Origin of the sequence: Rugamonas sp. DEMB1 (assembly GCF_029834475.1) — a bacterium.
Classification (GTDB): Bacteria; Pseudomonadota; Gammaproteobacteria; order Burkholderiales; family Burkholderiaceae_D; genus Rugamonas; species Rugamonas rubra.
On record NZ_CP122407.1, the window covers coordinates 1434395 to 1455808 of the forward strand.

Consider the following 21414-nt stretch of genomic DNA (forward strand, 5'->3'; position numbering starts at 1 on the left):
ATGCACACCCTCACAATCAGCATCTACGTCCTCGGCCTGTTGATCGCCCTGGCGCTGGTGTTTGACTTCATGAACGGCTTCCACGACGCCGCCAACGCGATCGCCACGGTGGTCTCGACCGGCGTGCTCAAGCCGCAGGCCGCCGTCGCCATGGCCGCCGCCTTCAACTTCATCGCCATCTTCGTGGTCGGGCTGGGCGTCGCCGCCACGGTCGGCAAGGGCACCATCGCCCCCGGCGTGGTCGACCAGTACGTCATCTTCGGCGCCCTGGTCGGCGCCATCGTCTGGAACCTGTTCACCTGGTACTACGGCATCCCCTCGTCGTCCTCGCACGCGCTGATCGGCGGCCTGGTCGGCGCCGCCGTCGCCAAGTCCGGCACCGGCGCGCTGGCCGGCGGCGGCCTGCTCAAGACGGTCGAATGGATCGTCCTGTCGCCGCTGCTCGGCTTCATCTTCGGCTCGATCATCATGTTGATCGTCTCGTGGATCTTCGTGCGCTCGACGCCGCGGCGGGTCGACAAGTGGTTCCGCCGCCTGCAACTGGTGTCGGCCGCCAGCTACAGCCTGGGCCACGGCGGCAACGACGCGCAAAAGACCATCGGCATCATCTGGATGCTGCTGATCGCCGCCGGCCACACCTCCGTGGCCGACAAGTCGCCGCCGCTGTGGGTGATCATCTCCTGCTACACGGCGATCAGCTTCGGCACCCTGTTCGGCGGCTGGCGCATCGTCAAGACCATGGGCCAGAAGATCACCAAGCTCAAACCGGTGGGCGGCTTCTGCGCCGAGACCGGCGGCGCGCTGACCCTGCTGATGGCCAGCTTCTTCGGCGTGCCGGTGTCGACCACCCACACCATCACCGGCGCCATCGTCGGCGTCGGCTCGGCGCAGAAGATGTCGGCGGTGCGCTGGGGCGTGGCGGGCAACATCGTCTGGGCCTGGGTGTTCACGATTCCGGCCTCGGCCTTCGTCGCCGCCATCGCCTGGTGGGTCGGTCACCACATCATGTAATTGTTTGCCCATCCGCCTCTGGCGGACGTGAAAAAAGGGAGCCGTTCGGCTCCCTTTTTTACTGCGCGCCCATGTGCCGGCGGCGGCATTGAGGGTCAGACCCTAGGGTCTGACCCTGATTCCGTGCCGGTGGCTCGGCGCTGAACTACGCCGCGTCGGCGGCGAACAGCTTGTCGTAGGCGGCCAGCAGGGTCTGGTGCATGGCGCTGCCCTCGAAGTCGGCGCCCAGGGTGTCGAGGCCGAAGAAGCGCTCGCTGCCGTCGAGCAGGCCTCGGCCAGCTGCAGCGTCTCGGCGCCGAACATCAGGGCCAGCGAGCGGGTGTAGTTCTCCGACTCGTCGTCCTCGTCGAGCTTGACGATGGCCTCGACGCAGCGGTACACCAGGCGGCGCGCCGGCGCCAGGTTCTTGAAGTGGTGGATCCAGTCGCAACCCTCGAGGATGGCCTCCTGGTCGCCCACCACCAGGGCCAGCAGCGTTTTGAGCTCGCCGATGCGCAGCTGCTTCCACGGCGTGCCCAGCGGGATGGCCAGGCCGAGGATCTCCCACAGCGGGCGCTCGTCGTTCAGGTTCGAGGTCTGCAGGTCGGCCAGCAGGCTGGTGCACTCCTGCACGCTCAGATCGTGCAGGCGCACCAGCAGCGGACGCAGCTCGTTGCCGATGCTGTTGTTCTCCCACTCCAGGTTCATCGACCGGGTAGATCTCCGAGAATCCCGGCACCAGGATGCGGCAGCTGTAGGCGCCCTGTTCGCTGAAGTCGGCCACGTAGATGTCCTTGCCCTCGGCGTGGACGGCGTCGACCAGCCACTGGTAGTCCTCGTCGGTGGTGCTGCTGAAGTTCCAGTCGCAGAAGGGGAAGTCCGGCGTGTCGCTCATGAAGTTCCAGCTGATCACGCCGCTCGAGTCGACGAAGTGGATCTCCAGGTTGGCCACGGCGTTGATCTCGCTCATGTCGAAGCCCGGCTCGGGGAAGCCCTCGAGCGAGTCGAGCGCGCGGCCCTGCAGCAGCTCGGTCATGGCGCGCTCGAGCGCGATCTCGAAGCGCGGGTGCGCGCCGTAGCTGGAGAACACGCCCTGGTCCTTGGGGTGGACCAGGGTGACGTTCATCACCGGGTACTTGCCGCCCAGCGAGGCGTCCTTGACCAGGATGCCGAAGCCGGCCTTGCGCAGGCCGGCGATGCCGGCGGCGATGTTGGGGTAGCGGGCGACGACGTCGTCCGGCACCTCGGGCAGGCACAGGCTCTCGGCGATGATGCGGTACTTGATGGCGCGCTCGAAGATCTCCGACAGCGCCTGGCTGCGCGCCTCCTTGACGGTGTTGCCGGCGGCCATGCCGTTGCTGACGTACAGGTTGCCGATGATGTTGACCGGGATGTAGGCGGTGCTGTCGTCGCGCAGGCGCTTGTACGGCAGGGCGCAGATGCCGCGCTCGACGTTGCCCGAGTTCAGGTCGACCAGCACGCTGCCGTCGATCTCGCCGTCCGGGTTGTAGAAGGCGTGCAGCTCGGCGTTGAGCATCTCGGCCGGCCATTCGCCGTCGGCGCCGGGCTGGAACCATTTCTCCTGCGGATAGTGGACGAAGGGACGGCCGGCGCGGGTGGCGCCGAGGTTGAAGTGGGTCCAGAAGTAGTGGGTGCCGAGGCGCTCGAAGAACTCGCCGTAGGCGCTGGCGCGGGCGGCCAGCTCGGTGGCGCCCTTGCCGTTGGAGAACAGCATCGGACACTCGCTGTCCTTCATGTGGGTCGACCAGATGCCGTCGACCTCGTGCAGCAGCGACGACTCGTTGAGCTTGAAGCCGCGCTTGGCCAGCTTGGCCTGCATGGTGGCGATGGTCGTTTCAAGGGCGGCATCTTTGCCGGGGATAAAGGTTTCAGTAGTCATCAAGACGTCTCGTAAAGAAGGGACGGGCGGGCGCGAACGGGGCGCCCGGCGATAGGGTGGAACAGTGACGCCGGTGGCGCGCGTCGGGCAAGGCGGAGGCTAGTTGCTGGCCCGGAACGGCGCGTGCCGCTGGGCAGGGTGGTCAATGCGGATGCGCGTGCTGCTCACCCGAAGCATACCATTGCCGGCGCTTGCGCGACAGCGGGCGCGGCGATTTGGCGGGGCCTGCGTCCAGGCCGTCGGCGCCGGCCCGACCTTGTCGCAAGGGCAATTCTGCGCTATGTTGGCGGCATGGAAAAGCTTGAGTACACAACTATTGTCGCGCAGGAAGACCCGGACACGGCGGACGCGCGGGCGCTGCTGGAGGAGTTGTCGGCCGTGCTGGCCGGCATCACCGGTTCCAGCGGCCGGGCCTCGTTCGATGTGCGCGATGCGCGCGGCGCGGCGGCCCGCTTCGTCGTCGCGCGCGACGGCGCCGGCGCGGCGCTCGGCTGCGGCGCGCTGCGGCCGCTGGCGGGACAGGACGGCGTGGCCGAGTTGAAGCGCATGTACGCGCGGCCCGGCCGTGCCGGCGTGGGCAGCGCCATCCTGGCCGCGCTCGAGGCCGAGGCGGCGGCCTTGGGCTACCGCGCGCTGTGGCTGGAAACGCGCCTGGTCAACGCAGGCGCCGTCGCCTTCTACCAGGCGCGCGGCTACCGCCGCATCGCCAACTACGGCAACTACGCCGGCAACGCGCTGGCGGCCTGCTTTGAGAAGGTATTAATGACCTAAGGTGGGCGCCGGGTTCGTGGTCGAATCGCAACTACACGCCTCTTGTGCAGCGGTGCTATGGCAGCGCTTCCCAGCCCTCTTTCGTCCATTTGAGGACGGCCGGCGACAGCGGGTTGGGCGATTTTCCCGCCACGGTTTTTGCGAACGTCCTCAGCGCGTCGAGCGCGAGCGGAGTCGATTCCGAGATGTACAGCACGGTATCGGTCGTCGGCAGCGCGATCAGCAGGGTGCCGTTCTGTGCCGCCGCCAGCGGCGCCCAGTCCACCGGCAGGGCGACCCGTCCCACCTCGTAGAAGCTGCCGCCCACGGTGCCCATCTGTGCAGCGCCGACCGGCTTCGCGGCCTCGCTCAGCGGACGCAGTGTGGCGCGGATGTTCTGTCCGCCCATATCGAACAACTGCTCCTGCGAAATGCCCAGTTTTTTCAGGTCCCGCTCGTCCAGCGGCCGCACCGCGCTCGGCGTATCGAGCACCGCGACGGCGACAAGCCCGTCGACCAGCGGACGGAATTGCAGCGCCGGTCCGTCGGCGCCCAAGGTGGCCTGGGCGCGCTGGATGTAGGCGCTGCTGCGCACCACCAGGCGCACTGCGGCGCGGTCGATCGGCGCGTTCTGCGCTTTGACGAACTGGGCCACTCCTTTTATGTAGTGTTCGCTTGCCTGCGGGCAGGTGGACGGGTTTTTTTCGCAGTAGCGGAAGACCCGCTCGACACTGACCTGCAAGGCGTCGACGGACAGCGCCAACGGCCCGCTCACCACGACAGGGGCGCCGCCGATCTCCCGCTGCAGCCTCTGCGCCATGTAGTCGGTGAAGGCCGGCTGCTCGGCTGGAATGGATTGGGCACGCGCCGCTGGAATGGTCAGCGCGAGGGCGGCAAGAATGGCCGCTGCGTATACGGTCTGGAAAACTGATGCCAAGTTGCCTCTCCATGGGTTCGCGCGGACATATTGCCACGGTCACCGTCGCGCATTGGGAGTCGTATTCTATAATGTTTTCATCCGAACAAGTTTGTTCCGTCGGTTTGGCCACCGTTGTATGCTGGTTGCAACAATAGTCTGACGCAGCGTCTAAATGAACGTCGCTCGCTCAGGTCACCAATTTTCTACTTTGGTTTGGCTGGTTCATCCGATGGCGTGATGAAGCCGATGGGCCTCTTTTTGGTTTGCTCTGGCGGCACCATCAATCCCCGTATGGCATCAAGAATATGTCTGATTTGGACTTGGGTCTCGTTTGCCAACGTATTGTGTTTCAAGCACAGGTTATTGGTTTTGCCCTCCAACGCGGTCAATCTTTGAGTGAACTCTTTGTTCGACGCCACCAATTCCCGCAGACGAACAAAGGCACGAATGATCTCGATATTGACCGCAATCGCCTGAGCACTGCCTAATACCGACGACAGCATCGCCACACCGTGTTCAGTGAAGGCATAGGGCGAATAGCGCCGCCCACCACGACCGGAGTTTGAGGTCACAGATTGTGACCTCAATGCCTCCCACTCGCTCGCATCGAGCTGAAACATGAAATCGCCCGGGAAACGGTCGTGGTTGCGCCTGATTGCTTGCAGTAGTACTTTGGTGGCGACGCCATACAGCATCGCCAGGTCGGAGTCGAGCATGACACGCTGACCTCGTATCGCCAAAATGCGCTGTTCAAATGTCGGGAGTGTGGGCTTCATATCCACTCGATTTTCGCCCGATGCTGGCGCCGGTGAATGACATAGCACAACGATGGCACTGTACAGTCAGGCCGCAAGCCGCAAGCCGCAAGCCGGACGCGAACTATCTATTCCCCGTTGGCACCGAACGGCGATCCCAGCTCACTTGATGCACACCGCCCGCACCATCTTGATGTCGGTGATGCCCAGCAGCACCTTCTCGATGCCGTCCATCTTCAGCGTCAGCATGCCGTCCTCGAGCGCGGCGGCGAGCAGCTGGGCGACCCGGCTGTGCTCCTGCAGCAGGCGCTTGATCTTGTCGCTGCCGAGCATCAGCTCGTGCAGGCCGACGCGGCCCCGGTAGCCCTTGTTGCAGGCCGCGCAGCCGACCGCGCGGTACAGCGTGAAGCGGCCGTCGCGGTCGGCGTAGCGCTGGCGCCAGCCGGCCAGCACGGCGCCGCGCCCGGCCGCCGCGTCGGCCTGGAAGGCGGCGGTGTTGAGCAGCTCCTCGCAGTATTCGTCCAGCAACAGATCGAGCTCGGCGGCGTCCGGCTGGTAGGCCTGCTTGCACTCGCCGCACAGGCGCTTGGCCAGCCGCTGCGCCAGGATGCCGAGCAGGGCGTCGGCGAAGTTGAACGGGTCCATGCCCATGTCGAGCAGGCGCACGATGGACTCGGGCGCGCTGTTGGTGTGCAGGGTGGCGAACACCAGGTGGCCGGTCAGCGAGGCCTCGATGCCCATGCCGACGGTCTCCTTGTCGCGCATCTCGCCGACCATGATGATGTCCGGGTCGGCGCGCAGGAAGGCGCGCATGACGGTGGCGAAGTCCATCCCCGCCTTGCGGTTGACCTGCACCTGGCGCAGCCCCTTCTGGGTGATCTCGACCGGGTCCGTCGGCGGTCCAGATCTTGGTCTCGGGCGTGTTCAGGTGGTGCAGCACCGAGTGCAGCGTGGTGGTCTTGCCCGAGCCGGTCGGGCCGCAGACGAAGAACAGGCCGTAGGGCTTCTCGATGGCGCCGCGCAGCCGCGCCAGGTTGAACGGCAGCACGCCGAGCTGCTCGAGCGGGATCGGCTCGCCGGCCGCCAGGATGCGCATGACGATGTCCTCGACGCCGCCGGCCGAGGGGATGGTGGCGACGCGCAGCTCGATGTCGAGCGGGCCGTACTTCTTGAACTTGATCTTGCCGTCCTGCGGTTTGCGCCGCTCGGAGATGTCGAGGTCGCACATGATCTTGACGCGCGCCGCCAGCGCGCTGCGGTAGCTGGCCGGGATCTCGATGTAGGGCACCAGCGTGCCGTCCTTGCGGAAGCGGATGCCGGTCTTGCCCTTGCCCGGCAGCGGCTCGATGTGGATGTCGGAGACGCCCTGGCGGTAGGCGTCGACGATGATCTTGTTGAGCAGCTTGACCAGCTCGTTCTCGACCGCCTCGGACACCTCGCCGCCGCCGCCGTCCTCCTCGTCGTCGCCGTCCATGCCCGACAACAGGTCGCCGACGCTGCCCGAGTCGGCGGCGGCGCCGTAGAACAGCTCGACCATCTGGCCGAACTCGCGGCCGCCGGTGACGCGGTAGTGCACCTTGGCCTTGGGGAAGATCTGCTTGACGATGTGGGCCTGCGCCACCCGCTCCGGGTCGAGCGCCACCACCAGCAGGCCGTCCTTGCCGTCCTCCAGCGGCAACCAGCCGTTCTCCTCGATGTACTGGCGCTTCAGGTGGCGCAGCAGCTCGACCGGCTTGAGCCGCTCGGCCCGGTGCGGCTCGTAGGGCACGCCGTAGAAGCCGGCCAGCGCGCGGCCCAGCGCGGCCGGCTTGAGCTGGAACTGCTCGAGCAGCACCTCTTCGATGTCGCGCGCCTGCTGGCGCGCCGTGCGGGTGGCCTGCTCCAGCTCGGCGGCCGACAGCAGCGCCTCGGCGACCAGCCCGTCGTACTTGCCGCGCACCAGCTGCGGCGGCCCGAGGCGCTGGCTGAGGGCCACCGACAGCGTGTCGCACAACTGCTCGACGCCGTCGACGGCGATGGCGGGGAAGGGGCCGCCGCCCCGGTGGTTGATGAACTGCACCACGCCGAGCAGCTCGTGCGACTGCACCGCCAGCAGCGGCGCCACCAGCATCTGCCGGGTGCGGTAGCCGGTGCGCTGGTCGACGCCGCGCTGGAAGCGCAGCTCGGTCGAGTGGCGGCGCAGCTCGGCCTCGTCGTAGACGTCGGCCAGGTTGACGGTGCGCAGCGTCTGGGCGACGTAGCCGGCGATGCTGTGCGGACCGATCGGCAGCTTCAGGTCGCGGAAGGTGGTCAGCCCGGTCTTCACCTTGGAGACGATGTGCTCGCCGTCGATGGCGTACAGGGTGAAGCGCTCGCAGTTGAACAGGTCGCAGAACTCCATGCCCAGGTCGAGCATGATCTCGTCGAGCTGCCGGGTGGCGTGGATCTTGGTGCTCACCGCCTGCAGCTTTTGGAGGAAGGCCAGGCGCAGGTCGAGCTCGCTGGGCGGGACGCCACCGGCGGCCCGGCTCATGGCGCCAGCTCCACCTCCAGCCCCTCGTAGGCGAGGAACACCTGCAGGCCGCCGGGCAGCGGGGCGTGGCGGGCGATGACGTCGGCGAACACCGCCTCGAGCTCGTCGTCGCCGCGGGTCGGCTCGTGGTGGGTGCAGTACAGCCGCTTGGCGCCGGTGCGCGCGGCCAGCGCCAGCGCCGCGTCGAAGGTGCCGTGGCCCCAGCCCCGCTTGGCCGGATACTCCTCGCGGGTGTAGGAGCAGTCGACGATCAGCGCGTCGACGCCGCGCACCACGGCGTCGATGGCGGCGCTGCGCTGCTCGATGTGGGCCTGGTAGGCGGCGTGCTCGGGGTGGCCGGGCGGGTGGATGTTGTAGAAGGGCTCGTGGTCGCCGGTGAAGAAGACCGAGCGGCCGTTGCACTCGACCCGGTAGCCGAGGTCGGTCACCGGGTGGTTCATCAGCACGTTGTGCACCACCGCGTCGCCCACGGCGATCGGCGCGCCGACGGCCAGGGTGGTGTATTCGATGGTGGCGTCCATCTGCGTCTCGCTGACCGGGAAGTAGCTGTTTTGCAACTGCACGCCCATCACGTGCTCGATGCCGTTGCCGGTCGCCGGGTCGGTGGCGCCGTGCAGGCGCACCCGGCTGCCGCGGATGAACAGCGGCGAGAAGAAGGGCAGGCCGTGGATGTGGTCCCAGTGGCTGTGGGTGATGAAGATGTTGGCCTGCACCGGCGCGCGGCCGCGCGCCAGCAGCGACTGCGCCAGCGCGAAGATGCCGGTGCCGCCGTCGATGACGATCAAGGTGCCGTCGTCGCTGCGCACCTCGATGCAGGTGGTGTTGCCGCCGTAGCGCGCGGTGCGCGGCCCGGGCGAGGGGATGGAGCCGCGCACCCCCCAAAATTTGAATTTCATGCTGTGTCCCTGTCGCCCATGCGGCCCGTTCCCTCTATCGTTGTGGGTGCCGCCACGCGGGCGGCCCGATCTGTTGGCCCCGCTGCATCAACATGGTGGAACAGGCAAGGCGCGATCCCCCCGATCATAGCCTCTTTTTCGCCGCGCCTGCGGGCAAACTGCGCGCCGACCGGCACGACCGGCCCGCCCGGCGCGGCCGGGCGCGACACAACAGTGGTAAATTCGGTGGCAAATTGCGACACGCCGAGCGACATTTCGCGGCCGCCGGCGCCGGCCGGCGCAATTGTCGATGTACAGGCGCTTGCGCTGCGGCTACACTTCCTATCAGCATGTCTAGGATTGCGATTTGTCAAATCCGCGGCGGCTTTCCCACCTCTACGGGCACGATCACCACCATGCAAGAGTTGAACCACATCCGGATCGCCGAGCGGCTGGACCTGTTGACCGAGCTCAGCGTCGAGCTGGGCAGCGGCCACGACGTCGACTCGCTGCTCGAGCGCATCCTGCTGGTGGCCAAGGGCATGACCGGCGCCGACGGCGGCACCCTGTACCGCCCCAGCGCCGACGGCCGCCAGCTGTGCTTCCACATCTCGGTCAACGACAGCCTGGGCCTGCGCCTGGGCGGCGCCAGCGGCGCGGCGGTCGACATCCCCGGCGTGCCGCTGTACGACGCCGCCGGCGAGAAGAACCTGGCCTCGGTGGCGGCCTACGCCGCCAACTTCGGCCAGTCGGTCAACATCGAGGACGTCTACCAGGCCGACGTCTTCAACTTCTCCGGCATGCGCTCGTTCGACCGGCACTACGGCTACCACTCGCAGTCCTTCCTGACGGTGCCGATGACCGACCACGAGGGCGAGCTGGTCGGCGTGCTGCAGCTGATCAACGCCAAGGACGCCGAAAGCGGCGCCATCCACGCCTTCTCCGGCACCGACCAGCGCTTCATCGAGGCGCTGGCGGCGCAGGGCGCGGTGGCCATCACCAACCAGCGCCTGATTTTGCAACTGGAGCAGCTGCTCGAGTCGCTGGTCAACCTGATCAACATCGGCATCGACGAGAAGTCGCCCTACACCGGGCGCCACTGCCAGTTCGTGCCGGAGCTGACCATGCTGCTGGCCGAGGCGGTGCACGAGACGGCGAGCGGGCCGCTGGCCGGGTTCCGCATGAGCGAGGCCGACCGCAAGGAGCTGTGGCTGGCCGGCCTGCTGCACGACTGCGGCAAGATCACCACGCCGGTCCACGTGGTCGACAAGGCGACCAAGCTGGAGACCATCTTCGACCGCATCGGCATGATCGACACCCGCTTCGAGGTGCTGCGCCGCGACGCCGAGCTGGCCGCGCTGCGCGCCCAGTGCGGCGGCGCCGACGCGGCCGGCTGCGCCGCCGGGCTGGCGGCGCGCCTGGCCCAGCTCGACCGCGACCGCGACTTCCTGCGCCAGGCCAACATCGGCGGCGAGGGCATGGCGGCGGCCGACCAGCAGCGCGTGCGCGAGATCGCCGCCTACCGCTGGCGCGGCCCGGACGGCGGCGAGCAGGACTTCCTCTCGGCCGAGGAGGTGGCCAACCTGACGATACGCTACGGCACCCTGACCGAGGCGGAGCGCAAGGTGATCAACAACCACATCGTGGTGACCATCCGCATGCTCGAGGCGCTGCCCTGGCCCAAGCATTTGCAGCACGTCGCCGAGTACGCCGGCGGCCACCACGAGCGGATGGACGGCAAGGGCTATCCGCGCGGCCTGGTCAAGGCGCAGATGTCGGTGCAGGCGCGGGTGATGGCGATCGCCGACATCTTCGAGGCGCTGACGGCGCGCGACCGGCCCTACAAGAAGGGCAAGACGCTGTCGGAGTCGCTGCGCATCCTCGGCAACTTCAGCCTGAACGGCCACATCGACCCCGACCTGTTCGACATCTTCATCCGCCGCAAGGTGTACCAGGCCTTCGCCGACAAGAACATGGACCCGCGCCAGATCGACGCCGTCGACGAGGCGCTGATCCCGGGCTACCGGCCCTAGCCCGATGGCGCGTCCGCACACGCCAGGGGAGGCCGCTTGCGCCTGATCCCGCCCCGCTGGGCCAAGCGGCTGCGCAAGCACGGCGCGCGCTGGGCGCTGGGCCTGCTGCTGACCGCGCTGGCGGCGCTGTACACGCTGGACTACCTGCCGCTGGCGGCGCCGGCCCACCTCGACACCTTCCTGTCCGACCAGCGCATGCGGCTCGAGCCGGCCGTGCTCGACCCGCGGGTGGTGATCGTCGACATCGACGAGAAGAGCTTGAGCGAGGTCGGCCGCTTCCCCTGGAGCCGCGACGTGATGGCGCGCCTGGTGACGCAGCTGGCCGGGCGCTACCGGGCCGGCGCGATCGGCTTCGACATCTCCTTCCCCGAGCCGGACACCTCGTCCGGCTACGCCGTGCTGCAGCGCCTGGCGCAGGGGCGGCTCAAGGACGTGGCCGGCTTCGAGGCCGGCCTGGCCGGGCTGAAGGCCGAGCTGGACTACGACGGCCTGCTGGCGGCGGCCATCGCCGGCCGCCCGGTGGTGCTCGGCTACAACGTGTCGGACAAGCAACTCAAGGGCGTGCTGCCGGCGCCGGCCTTCACCGTCGCCGGGCTCAACGGGCGCGCCGTCAGCGCCTACACGGCGCGCGGCTACGAGGCCAACATCGCCCGCCTGCAGCAGGCCGCGCGCGGCGCCGGCATCTTCACGGCGATGACCGACGGCGACGGCGTGGTGCGCTCGTCGACCCTGCTGCAGCGCATCGGCGACGGCTACTACCCCTCGCTGTCGCTGGCCGTCTGCGCCGTCTACCTGAACGCGCGCGCCATCGCGCCGTACTTCGACGAGAGCGCCGACAGCCTGTCCGCCGCCGAGCTCGACAACGGCGGCCTGGACTACATCAGCCTGTTCGTCGACGGCCCGCGCGGCAAGGGGCAGATCGGCATCCCGGTCGGCGAGGGCTTGACCACCACGGTGCAGTTCCGCGGCCGGGGCGGGCCGGAGGGCGGCGCCTTCCGCTACCTGTCGGCCGCCGACGTGTTGGCCGGCAAGGTCGCGCCGGCCCTGCTGAAGGACGCCATCGTGCTGGTCGGCACCACCGCGCCCGGCCTCAACGACGTGCGCGCCACCCCGGTCAACGCCGAGTACCCGGGGGTCGAGGTGCACGCCAACCTGATCAAGTCGATCCTCGACAACAGCTTCAAAGTCGCGCCCCTCCTACGCCCTGGCGCTCGAGTTCCTGCAGGTGGTGGCGCTGGGCCTGTTGCTGACGGCGGCGCTGGCCGTGCTCCCGCCGCTGCCCTCGGTGCTGCTGGCACTGGCGGCGACGGCCGCCGTCGTCGGCTTCAACTACTACCTGTACAGCGCGCAGGACGCCGTGCTCAACATGGCCGCCGCGCTGCTGCTGGTGTCCGCGCTGTTCATCGTCAACCTGGCCTGGGGCTATTTCTTCGAGGTGCGCCGCGGCCGCGCGCTGGTGTCGCGCTTCGGCGAGTACGTCGCCCCCGAGCTGGTCGCCGAGATGGCCGACGACCCGGAAAAATACACCATGGAGGGCGAGAGCCGCGAGCTGACCGTGCTGTTCGTCGACGTGCGCGGCTTCACCACCATCTCCGAGGGGCTGACGCCGAAGGCGCTGCGCGAGTACATCAACCTGTACCTGACGGCGATGTCGGAGGACATCCGCGACAGCCACCGCGGCACCCTCGACAAGTACATCGGCGACGCCGTCATGGCCTTCTGGGGCGCGCCGGTGGCCTTCGCCGACCACGCCAGCCGGGCCGTCGCCACGGCGCTGCTGATGCAGGCCAGCGCGGCGCGGCTGAACCTGGACTTCATCGCGCGCGGCTGGCCGCCTTTGAAGATCGGCATCGGCGTCAACAGCGGCCTGATGCACGTGGGCGACATGGGCTCGAAGATCCGCCGCGCCTACACGGTGATGGGCGACGCCGTCAACCTCGGTTCGCGGCTGGAGGGCATCACCAAGGTCTACGGCGTCGGCATCGCGGTGGGCGAGACGACGCGGGCGGCGGCGCCCGAGTTCGCCTACCGCGAGCTGGACCTGGTGCGCGTCAAGGGCAAGAACGAGCCGGTCGCCATCTACGAGCCGCTGGCGCCGGCGGGCCAGCTCGACGCCGCCACCCTGGACGAGCTGGCGCGCTGGGACGCGGCGCTGGCCGCCGTGCGGGCGCAGGACTGGGACCGGGCCGGGCGCCTGCTGGCCGAGTTGGGCGCGGCGGCGCCCGAGCGCGGCCTGTACGCGCTGTACGCCGGCCGCGTGGCGTGGTTGCGCGCCCACCCGCCCGGCCCCGGCTGGGACGGCGTGACCACCTTCGACACCAAATAGCCGGGCCGGCGACAACGGCCGCCGCCACGGCCGTCCGGCCGCCTTGTTGCGACGGCGCAAGCGCCTCGTCACCGTTGAAAGTGTTGCCCTCGGACACTATATGCGGCGCGGGAGGAGTTTTTCCGTGCCGCACTATGCTAGCATCGGAGCTGGCAACTTCATCCACAGCGCAAGAAACCCCATGACCCGACATTTGACACTGCACCTGCTGAGCTTGCTCGCGGGCTCCCTGCTGGCCACCGCGTCGGCGCCGGGCTGGAGCGCCGGGGTCGACGCGCCCATCCGTTTCGACATCAGCCGTTTCGACGTCAGCGGCAACACCCTGCTGCCGGCGGCGCAGATCGAGCAGCTGCTGGCCCGCTACACCGGCAAGGAGCGCGACTTCGGCGACGTCCAGCGCGCCCTCGAGGCGCTCGAGGCGGCCTACCACGCGCGCGGCTACAAGGTGGTCACCGTCGAGCTGCCGGAGCAGGAGCTGAACCGGGGCGTGGTGCGCTTCAAGGTGGTGCAGACCAGCATCGGCCGGGTCGGCGTGAAGAACAACCAGCACTTCGACGAGGCCAACATCCGCCGCAGCCTGCCGGCGCTGCGGGAGGGCCAGGTGCCCGACCTGGGACGGATTTCCACCGAGCTCAGGCTGGCCAACGAGAACCCGGCCAAGAAGGTCAACCTGAAGCTGCAAAGCGGCGAGCGCGACGACGAGGTCGACGCCGTGCTGGAGGTGGCCGACGAGCGCCCCTGGAAGGCCATGCTCAACCTGGACAACACCGGCAGCGAGCAGACCGGCAAAACCCACGCCGGCGTGGTGCTGCAGAACGCCAACCTGTGGGGCCGCGACCACGTCGCCAGCCTGCAATACACCACCACGCTGGAACACCCCAGCCGGGTCAAGGTGTACGGCGCCGGCTACCACATCCCCCTGTACGCGCTGGGCGACGCGCTCGACCTGTACGCCAGCTATTCGAACGTCGACTCGGGCACCGTCAGCGCCGGCGTGTTCGACCTGGCCGTCAGCGGCAAGGGCGCGGTGTACGGCGCGCGCTACACCCACAACCTGGCCAAGCGCGGCAACTACGAGTCGCGCCTGCTCTACGGCGTCGACTACAAGGCCTTCAAGAACAGCGTCGAGCTGCTCGGCCAGCAGCTCGGCAACGACGTCACGGTGCGCCCGCTGAGCCTGGGCTACCTGGGCATCTGGACGCTGGACAAGGGCGAGGCCAGCGCCTCGCTGACCCTGCTGCGCAACATTTCCGGCGGCGCCAACGGCGGCCAAGGCGCCTTCACGCTGGCGCGCGCCGGCGCCAAGGCGGACTACACGACGCTGCGCTTGGCCGCCAGCGCCAGCCGCGCCCTGGCCGGCGACTGGCAGTTGCGCGCCATCGTCAACGGCCAGTACAGCGCCGACGCGCTGATCCCCGGCGAGCAGTTCGGCGCCGGCGGTTCGAGCTCGGTGCGCGGCTTCGCCGAGCGCGAGATCTCCAACGACAGCGGCCTGGGCGCCAACCTGGAGGCCTACACGCCCAACCTGTGCGCCGGCAGGGAGGGCTGGAACTGCCGCCTGCTGGCCTTCTACGACAACGCCTGGGTGCGCCGCAACCACGCCCTGCCGGGCGAGTTGGACAGCACCTCGATCGCCAGCGCCGGCCTCGGCCTGCGCTGGCTGGTCGGCAACAACCTCAACCTGCAAATCGACTACGGCCATGTGCTGCGGGCCGGCGCCACCGCGCGCGCCGACGCCAACCGTCTGCATCTGCGCCTCGGCCTGTCTTACTAGGCGGCCCGGCCACACCAGGACACGATGATGAAAAACCTCTACAGCCAGCACCCCCTCCGGTCCGCCAACACGGCGGCCTCCCTGCATCTGCGCCGCAAACTGCTGGCGGTGGTGGTGGCGGCCTGCTTCAGCACGGCGCAGGCCAACCCCGTCTCGCCGCAGGTGGTGCACGGCCAGGCCACGTTCAACCAGCAGGGCGCGCTGTTCTCGATCACCAACACGCCCAACACCATCATCGACTGGAAGAGCTTCTCGATCAATCCGGGCGAGCTGACCCGTTTCATCCAGCAGGGCGGCGACAGCCGGGTGCTCAACCGCATCACCGGCCAGGCCCCAGCCGGATCCTCGGCGCGCTGCAGTCGAACGGCAAGGTGTTCCTGATCAACCCGAACGGCGTGCTGTTCGGCAAGGACTCGCGGGTCGACGTCAACGGCCTGGTGGCCTCCAGCCTGGCGATCTCCAACGCCGACTTCCTGGCCGGCAAGAACAACTTCGTCGCCGGCGCCAACGCCGGCAAGGTGGCCAACGCCGGCGCCATCACCACGCCGGGCGGCGGCCAGGTCTTCCTGCTGGCGCCCGAGGTGGAGAACAACGGCCTGGTCACCGCGCCCAACGGCGAGGTGGTGCTGGCGGCCGGGCGCAGCGTGCAGCTGGTCGACTCGAGCAATCCGGACGTGCGCGTGCTGCTGGCGGCGCCGGCCGACCGCGCCCTGAACCTGGGCGCCATCGTCGCCAGCGGCGGCCGGGTCGGCATCTACGGCGCGCTGGTCAGCCAGCGCGGCAGCATCAACGCCGACACGGCGGTGCGCGGCGCGCAGGGCCAGATCATCCTCAAGGCCAGCGGCAGCACGCTGCTCGAGGCCGGCAGCAGCACCAGCGCCGTCAACGCGGCGGGGCAGGGCGGCCACATCGAATTGTTGGGCCGCCAGGTCGGCCTGAACGGCAACGCCCTGGTCGACGCCAGCGGCGCGGCCGGCGGCGGCAGCGTGCTGGTCGGCGGCGACTACCAGGGCGCCAACGCGGCGCTGCAGAACGCGCAGCAAACCTTCGTCGCGCCGGCGGCGCGGATCCGCGCCGACGCGCTGGCGCACGGCGACGGCGGCAAGGTGGTGGTGTGGAGCGACGCGGCCACGCGCATGCACGGCGGCATTTCGGCGCGCGGCGGCGCGGCCGGCGGCAACGGCGGCCTGGTGGAAACCTCGGGCCATTACCTGGACGTGGCCGGCGCCAAAGTCGACGCCGGCGCGCCGGCCGGCGCGCGCGGCCGCTGGCTGCTCGACCCTTACGACATCGAGGTGGTGCTCGCCAACGGCAGCGCCTCGCTGGCCGACGTGGCGGTGTTCGGCAATCCGCCGTCGACCGGCCCCAGCCAGGTGAACGCCGCGCTGCTGTCGGCCGCGACCGCCGACGTGGTGCTGCAGGCCAACCACAACATCACCTTCAGCAGCGCCGTGACGATCGTCAACGCCGGCACCGGCTTGACGGCGCTGGCCGGCAACGACATCAACGTCAACGCCGCCATCAGCAGCGCCGGCGGCGCCATCACCTTGCGCGCCAACGACGCCGGCGGCAGCGAACACGGCACCGGCGCGTTGACGATCAACGCCGGCGGCGCCATCGCCACCGGCGGCGGCAACCTCAACCTGAGCGGCAACAACGTCAGCATTCTCGACGCGCTGACGCTGGGCGGCGGTGTGCTGGCCGTGACGGCGAGCGAGGCGAACGGCGGCATCGTCGTGGGCAGCAACGGCAACATCAGCGGCGTGGCGAGCGCCACCCTGCTGGCCGACAACATGACCCTGGGCCACGGCATCGACGCCGGCGGCCCCGGCGGCAGCGGCAGCGTCACCCTGGCGCCGTTCACGGCCGGGCGCGCCGTCACGCTGGGCGGCAAGGCCGGCGGCACGCTGGGTCTGGAGTCGGGCGAGCTGAGCGGCATTTCCAGCCACACCCTGACCTTGGGCAACGGCAGCGCCGGCGCCATCGCCAGCGCCGCCAACCTGGGCCTGGACGACCTGGTCGACCTGAACCTGATCAGCGGCGCCGCCATCACGCTGAACCACAACATCACCCTGGGCGACGCCAACGCCACGCTGGGCGCCGTCGCCGGCGGTGGCGTGCTGACGGTGGGCGGCGGCGCGCAGCTGCAGGCGCCGACCATCGCCCTGCGCGCCGACCAGATGACGCTGGGCGGCACGCTGGGCGCGGCCAACGTCAAGCTCGACACCTACGCCAGCGCCAGCGTCATCAACATCGGCAACGGCGCCGTCGACGGCACGGGCGTGCTCGGCCTGAGCGAGACGGAATTGAAGACCAGCAGCGGCGCCAACCTGGCCATCGGCGGCTATGGCGGCCACTACGGCGCGCTGACCGTGGTCGGCACGCTGAATTTGGGCGAGAGCGGCGGCAGCGCGCAGAGCAAGCTGAGCCTGACCGGCGGCAGCGTCGCCGTCAACGGCGCCGTCACGCTGCAGGGCGCGCTGGCCCTGCATGCGGTCGGCGAGGGCGGCGCCGTCACGCAAAGCGCGGCAATCAATGCCGCCAGCCTGTCCGCCGTCGGCGCGGCGGTCGCGCTGAACGGCAACAACACGGTGGGCCGCGTGTCCGGCCGCAGCACCGAGGGGCCTTCCAGTTCAAGACCGGCGGCGCCTTGACGGTCGACAGCAGCAGCGAGTTCAGCGGCATCAGCGGCGCCACCGGCGTCACCCTGGCGGCCGGCTCGATCGAGCAGGACCCGTATGCGCCGGTGCTCACCCCGCAGCTGACCCTGCTGACGGCGGGCCAGGTCCACATGGGCAGCATCTCCAACCAGATCGCCGCGCTGACGGCGGAGAACGTCAGCTTGCTCAGCCTCAGCAACCTCGGCACGCTGACCCTGGGCGCGGTCAGCCTGAACAACAACAACGACACCTACCTGAGCATCAGCACCAGCGGCCAGCTGAAGGTCGAGCAGGCGCTGTCGAGCCACGGCGCCAATGTGCAGTTGGGCGGCGACAGCATCGTGGTCGGCAACAGCACCACGCCGGGCGCGGCCAGCGTGACCGGCGGCAACACCACGCTCAGCGCGACGGGCAGCGGCGGCATCAGCCTGGCCAGCGGCGCCAGCGTGTCCGGCGCCAACATCACCTTCCACGCCGACCGCGTCGTGCTCGATTCCGGCGCGGCCGTGTACGGCGTGATGCCGTACAGCGCCGCGGAGGGCTTCTACCCCAGCGTTAATTTCGTCACCCACAGCAACAGCCGCCCGATCGAGCTCGGCGCCACGGCCAGCGACGGCGGGGGCGGCAGGCTGGCGCTGACCGACACGATGCTGAAAACCATCACCGGTGCCGGCATCGGCATCGGCCAGAGCGGCCACACCGGCGGCATAGCCGTGGTCGGCGCGCTCGACCTGAGCGGCGCGGCCAACTACGCCCACAAGTTGACGCTGCAAACGGAGGGCAACCTGACGGTGGACGGCGCCATCACCACCGCCGGCGGCATCGGCCTGGAGTCCGGCGGCGTGCTGAGCAACAACAGCATGCTGAGCGCGTCCTACGTCTCCCTGCGCGGCGACAACATTGTGCTCGGCGGCAGCGCCGGCCAGGGCATCCACGCCACCGGCGGGGTGGTCGAACTGGCCACCCGCTCCGCCGGCATGGCGGCCGAACTCGGCACCGACACGGCCAGCGGCGACAAGCTGCGCCTGTCGAGCGCCGGCCTGGCCAGCATCAGCGCCGCCAAGCTGCGCATCTCGGCCGACGGCAATCTCGACGTGCTCGGCGCGCTGTCGATGCCGGCCAGCGTGCTCAGCCTGACCAGCCAGGGCAGGATCACCATCGGCCAGGCGATCACCACCGACGTGCTCAAGCTCAAGTCAAACGAGCTGAGCATCGGCGACACCGTCACCGCCAACCTGGTCAGCATGTCGCCCGCCACCAGCGGGCGCGGCATCAGCGTCGGCGCCGCCTGCGCCACGGCGCCCTGCCTGTCGATCACCGACCTGTCGCGCCTGAACGCCGCCACCGTCGGCATCGGCTCGACCGACAACAACATCCTGACCGGCGACATCAGCGTCGCCGGCATCACCGTCGGCGTCAGCGCGTCGACCGACCGCAACGCCACCACCACCCGCATCGGCCTGCTGGGCAACGGCCAGATCAGCCAGAGCGGGCCGATCGAGGTGCGCGACCTGGGCATCGAGACCAACGGCACGGTGAGCCTGATCAACACCGGCAACAAGGTGCAAAACCTGGCGGCGCACCAGAGCGGCAACGGCAACCACTTCAGCTTCGTCAACAACCGCAGCCTGGCCATCGCCCGCCTGATCGGCGGCGGCAATGCCGACTCGCAGTCGTACGATGTGGACGGCATCTACTCGCAGGGCAACGTGTCGCTGGCCATCGCCAGCGGCGCGCTGAGCGGCGCCATCACCCGCGCCGACGGTTCGATCGTGCCCGGCGGCAGCATCACCGCCGCCGCGCTGACGCTCGACGCCACCCAGGGCATCGGCACGGCCGCCGCGCCGCTGCTGACCCAGGTGTCCGAGTTGACGGCCGAGAACAAGGCCGGCGGCCACAGCACGGCGACTATCAACATCACCAATTTCAACAACCCGCACCACCAGGCCGAGGGGCGGCCGGTCGAGCTGCTCGTGCACAAGCTGTGGCAGACCGACGTGACGACGCCGAACGACGGCGCCATCACGCTCGACAACACCGGCGGCGTGGTCGTCGCCGTCGGCGACGGCATCAAGACCGGCGCCGGCGCGATCACCGTGCAAACCCACAGTCCGCTGACCGTGCTGGGCGGTGTCACCTCGACGTCGGGCAACATCCACCTGACGGCAGGCGGGCCGAGCAACGCCACCGACGACATCTTGACCATCTCCGGCAGTGTTGCCTCGGGCAGCGGCAACATCGCGCTGGCCGCCGGCCACAACATCATCGGCGTCACCAATAGCACCGTGCACAGCAACAGCGGCCAGGTCAGCAGCACGCCGAACCAGAACGTGCCGGCGCCGACGCCGACGCCGACGCCGACGCCGACGCCGACGCCGACGCCGACCCCGACCCCGACGCCGACGCCGACCCCGACCCCGACCCCGACCCCGACGCCGACCCCGACGCCGACGCCGACCCCGACGCCGACGCCGACGCCGACCCCCGAGCCGACGCCGACGCCAACGCCAACGCCAACGCCAACGCCAACGCCGGTCCCGACGCCCGTGCCGACGCCAGTACCAACGCCGGTGCCAACTCCGGTGCCAACGCCGGTACCAACGCCGGTACCAACGCCGGTGCCCGTGCCGACGCCGGTGCCAACCCCGGTACCAACACCGGTGCCCACCCCGACCCCGACCCCGACCCCCACGCCGCCACCGTCGGCCGACATTTGCACGATCGCGCCGAACTCGGCGCTGTGCCAGGTGCTGTCGCCGCCAACGGCCAGCGAGCCGGTCAAGCCGGTGCAGCTGGCCGGCAACGAGATCATCAAGACCGTCACCGCCAGCGCGCCGCGTTATGACGCTCCGGTGGGCTTGGGCCAGGGTGGCTCGTCCGGCGCCAGCTCCGGCAGCAGCGGCGGCGGCACCGGCAGCAGCGGCGGCGCCGCCACCGCCAGCACGCCGGACGACAGCAAGTCCGACAAGAAATCGGACACCAAAGAAACCGCAAGCAACGAAAAAAGTGGAACGAAAAATGAACCAGTTAAGAAACTCTATTGCAATTAGGGCCTGGCTGCTGCTGGTCTTGTGCTGCTGCGGCTCGCTGGCGCTGGCGGCCCAGGTCGCCGGCACGGTGACCCAACTGAGCGGCCCGCTGCTGGCGCGCAAGGCCGACGGCGCCGTCAAGATCCTCTCGCTCAAGTCCGAGGTGGAGAGCGGCGACACCCTGGTGACGGAGAAGAACACCTACGCCCTGGTCAAGTTCATCGACAACAGCGAGATCACGCTCAAGCCCGGCACCACCTTCAAGATCGACAACTTCTCCTTCGACGCCGGCAAGCCGGGCGGCGACGCCGCCTCGTTCAGCCTGGTCAAGGGCGGCCTGCGCTCGCTGACCGGCCTGCTCGGCAAACGCAGCAAGGAGCGCTTCGAGCTGAAGACGCCGAGCGCCACCATCGGCATCCGCGGCACCACCTTCATCGCCGAGTGGGAGCCCGAGGCGGAGGTCAGTGTCGCCGCGCGCCAGGCCTGGCGCATGGCCAGCACCGCCGCGCTGGGCGGCAGCGACGCCGCGCCGCTGATGCCGCTGCGGCCGCTGCCGCCGCCCTTGCCACCGCAGTTGCTGCCATTGTTGCTGGCGCAGGGGCCGCTGCCGCCGTCGCCGGGGGCGCGGGCGCCCGGCCTGTACGTGCAGGTGATCGACGGCCTGATCCATGTGGCCAATCCCGCCGGCACGAGCAGTTTTAGCGCCGGCCAGTTCGGCTTCACCCCCTCGTTCAAGGCGCCGCCGGTGCTCTTGCCGACCAATCCCGGCATCCAATTCACGCCGCCGGCGGCCTTCAGCGCGCCCACCAACGGCAGCGCGGCCATCGGCGGCAACAAAGCAAAAACCGTCGACTGCGAAGTACGCTGAGCGGGGAGGGCGGCGGCGGGCGC

12 protein-coding genes and 3 pseudogenes are annotated in these 21414 nt (G+C 69.3%); 9 read left to right on the forward strand and 6 right to left on the reverse strand.

Annotated features, from left to right (window positions below; genetic code table 11):
* Entirely contained in the window at nucleotides 1-1011 is a 1011-nt protein-coding gene (locus tag QC826_RS06665; RefSeq protein WP_279764908.1) for an inorganic phosphate transporter, read from the forward strand.
* Between the two features lie 102 nt (nucleotides 1012-1113).
* Here the strand turns inward: QC826_RS06665 and QC826_RS06670 are convergent, their stop codons facing one another.
* Together QC826_RS06670 and QC826_RS06675 are read right to left on the reverse strand one after the other, a co-directional pair.
* Nucleotides 1114-1698, reverse strand: coding sequence for a hypothetical protein (locus QC826_RS06670; RefSeq protein WP_279766407.1), 585 nt, complete (start codon nucleotides 1696-1698; stop codon nucleotides 1114-1116).
* A 1-nt stretch (nucleotide 1699) separates the two neighbouring features.
* Nucleotides 1700-2890 (reverse strand): annotated as a pseudogene (locus QC826_RS06675) (YcaO-like family protein); the annotation flags it as partial.
* Nucleotides 2891-3181: 291 nt separating this feature from the next.
* Between QC826_RS06675 and QC826_RS06680 the strand changes: the two are divergent.
* Nucleotides 3182-3661 (forward strand): GNAT family N-acetyltransferase, encoded by a 480-nt coding sequence (locus QC826_RS06680; protein ID WP_279764909.1) that lies wholly within the window; start codon nucleotides 3182-3184, stop codon nucleotides 3659-3661.
* Between the two features lie 55 nt (nucleotides 3662-3716).
* Here the strand turns inward: QC826_RS06680 and QC826_RS06685 are convergent, their stop codons facing one another.
* From QC826_RS06685 to QC826_RS06700, 4 genes and pseudogenes are all read right to left on the reverse strand, one after another.
* Entirely contained in the window at nucleotides 3717-4577 is an 861-nt protein-coding gene (locus QC826_RS06685) for a hypothetical protein (RefSeq protein ID WP_279764910.1), read from the reverse strand.
* A 185-nt stretch (nucleotides 4578-4762) separates the two neighbouring features.
* Nucleotides 4763-5335 carry an ORF6N domain-containing protein gene (locus tag QC826_RS06690; protein ID WP_279764911.1) on the reverse strand — a complete coding sequence of 191 codons (573 nt, stop codon included), beginning with the start codon at nucleotides 5333-5335 and terminating at the stop codon, nucleotides 4763-4765.
* A gap of 141 nt (nucleotides 5336-5476) precedes the next feature.
* Nucleotides 5477-7826 (reverse strand): annotated as a pseudogene (locus tag QC826_RS06695) (ATPase, T2SS/T4P/T4SS family).
* A complete protein-coding gene (locus tag QC826_RS06700; protein WP_279764912.1) occupies nucleotides 7823-8722 on the reverse strand; it encodes an MBL fold metallo-hydrolase in 900 nt (299 codons plus the stop codon). The pseudogene QC826_RS06695 and the gene QC826_RS06700 overlap by 4 nt, the downstream one beginning before the upstream one ends.
* A 395-nt stretch (nucleotides 8723-9117) precedes the next feature.
* Between QC826_RS06700 and QC826_RS06705 the strand changes: the two genes are divergently transcribed.
* The 7 genes and pseudogenes from QC826_RS06705 (at nucleotide 9118) to QC826_RS06735 (ending at nucleotide 21391) form a co-directional block, all read left to right on the forward strand.
* Nucleotides 9118-10734: an HD family phosphohydrolase gene (locus QC826_RS06705; protein ID WP_279764913.1), complete on the forward strand. Its 1617-nt coding sequence runs from the start codon at nucleotides 9118-9120 to the stop codon at nucleotides 10732-10734.
* A 36-nt stretch (nucleotides 10735-10770) separates the two neighbouring features.
* Nucleotides 10771-13060: pseudogene (locus QC826_RS06710) on the forward strand (CHASE2 domain-containing protein).
* Between the two features lie 181 nt (nucleotides 13061-13241).
* Nucleotides 13242-14834, forward strand: a complete 1593-nt coding sequence (locus QC826_RS06715) for a ShlB/FhaC/HecB family hemolysin secretion/activation protein (RefSeq protein ID WP_279764914.1) — start codon at nucleotides 13242-13244, stop codon at nucleotides 14832-14834.
* 24 nt (nucleotides 14835-14858) lie between these two features.
* The gene (locus tag QC826_RS06720; protein WP_279764915.1) at nucleotides 14859-15215 is read left to right on the forward strand and encodes a hypothetical protein; all 357 of its coding nucleotides are present in this window, start codon (nucleotides 14859-14861) and stop codon (nucleotides 15213-15215) included.
* Entirely contained in the window at nucleotides 15206-17488 is a 2283-nt protein-coding gene (locus QC826_RS06725; RefSeq protein WP_279764916.1) for a hypothetical protein, read from the forward strand. Before QC826_RS06720 ends, QC826_RS06725 begins: the two co-directional genes overlap by 10 nt.
* Nucleotides 17485-20544, forward strand: a complete 3060-nt coding sequence (locus tag QC826_RS06730) for a beta strand repeat-containing protein (RefSeq protein WP_279764917.1) — start codon at nucleotides 17485-17487, stop codon at nucleotides 20542-20544. Before QC826_RS06725 ends, QC826_RS06730 begins: the two co-directional genes overlap by 4 nt.
* Nucleotides 20513-21391: a FecR family protein gene (locus QC826_RS06735; protein ID WP_279764918.1), complete on the forward strand. Its 879-nt coding sequence runs from the start codon at nucleotides 20513-20515 to the stop codon at nucleotides 21389-21391. The genes QC826_RS06730 and QC826_RS06735 overlap by 32 nt, the downstream gene beginning before the upstream one ends.
* Nucleotides 21392-21414: the final 23 nt, after the last annotated feature.

Bases quoted from the DNA above. Each gene is read 5' to 3' on its own strand.
- QC826_RS06665 (WP_279764908.1), top strand. From the start codon at position 1: ATGCACACCCTCACAATCAGCATCTACGTCCTCGGCCTGTTGATCGCC.
- QC826_RS06690 (WP_279764911.1), bottom strand. From the start codon at position 5,335: ATGAAGCCCACACTCCCGACATTTGAACAGCGCATTTTGGCGATACGA.
- QC826_RS06700 (WP_279764912.1), bottom strand. From the start codon at position 8,722: ATGAAATTCAAATTTTGGGGGGTGCGCGGCTCCATCCCCTCGCCCGGG.
- QC826_RS06670 (WP_279766407.1), bottom strand. From the start codon at position 1,698: ATGAACCTGGAGTGGGAGAACAACAGCATCGGCAACGAGCTGCGTCCG.
- QC826_RS06720 (WP_279764915.1), top strand. From the start codon at position 14,859: ATGATGAAAAACCTCTACAGCCAGCACCCCCTCCGGTCCGCCAACACG.
- QC826_RS06735 (WP_279764918.1), top strand. From the start codon at position 20,513: ATGAACCAGTTAAGAAACTCTATTGCAATTAGGGCCTGGCTGCTGCTG.
- QC826_RS06680 (WP_279764909.1), top strand. From the start codon at position 3,182: ATGGAAAAGCTTGAGTACACAACTATTGTCGCGCAGGAAGACCCGGAC.
- QC826_RS06705 (WP_279764913.1), top strand. From the start codon at position 9,118: ATGCAAGAGTTGAACCACATCCGGATCGCCGAGCGGCTGGACCTGTTG.
- QC826_RS06715 (WP_279764914.1), top strand. From the start codon at position 13,242: ATGACCCGACATTTGACACTGCACCTGCTGAGCTTGCTCGCGGGCTCC.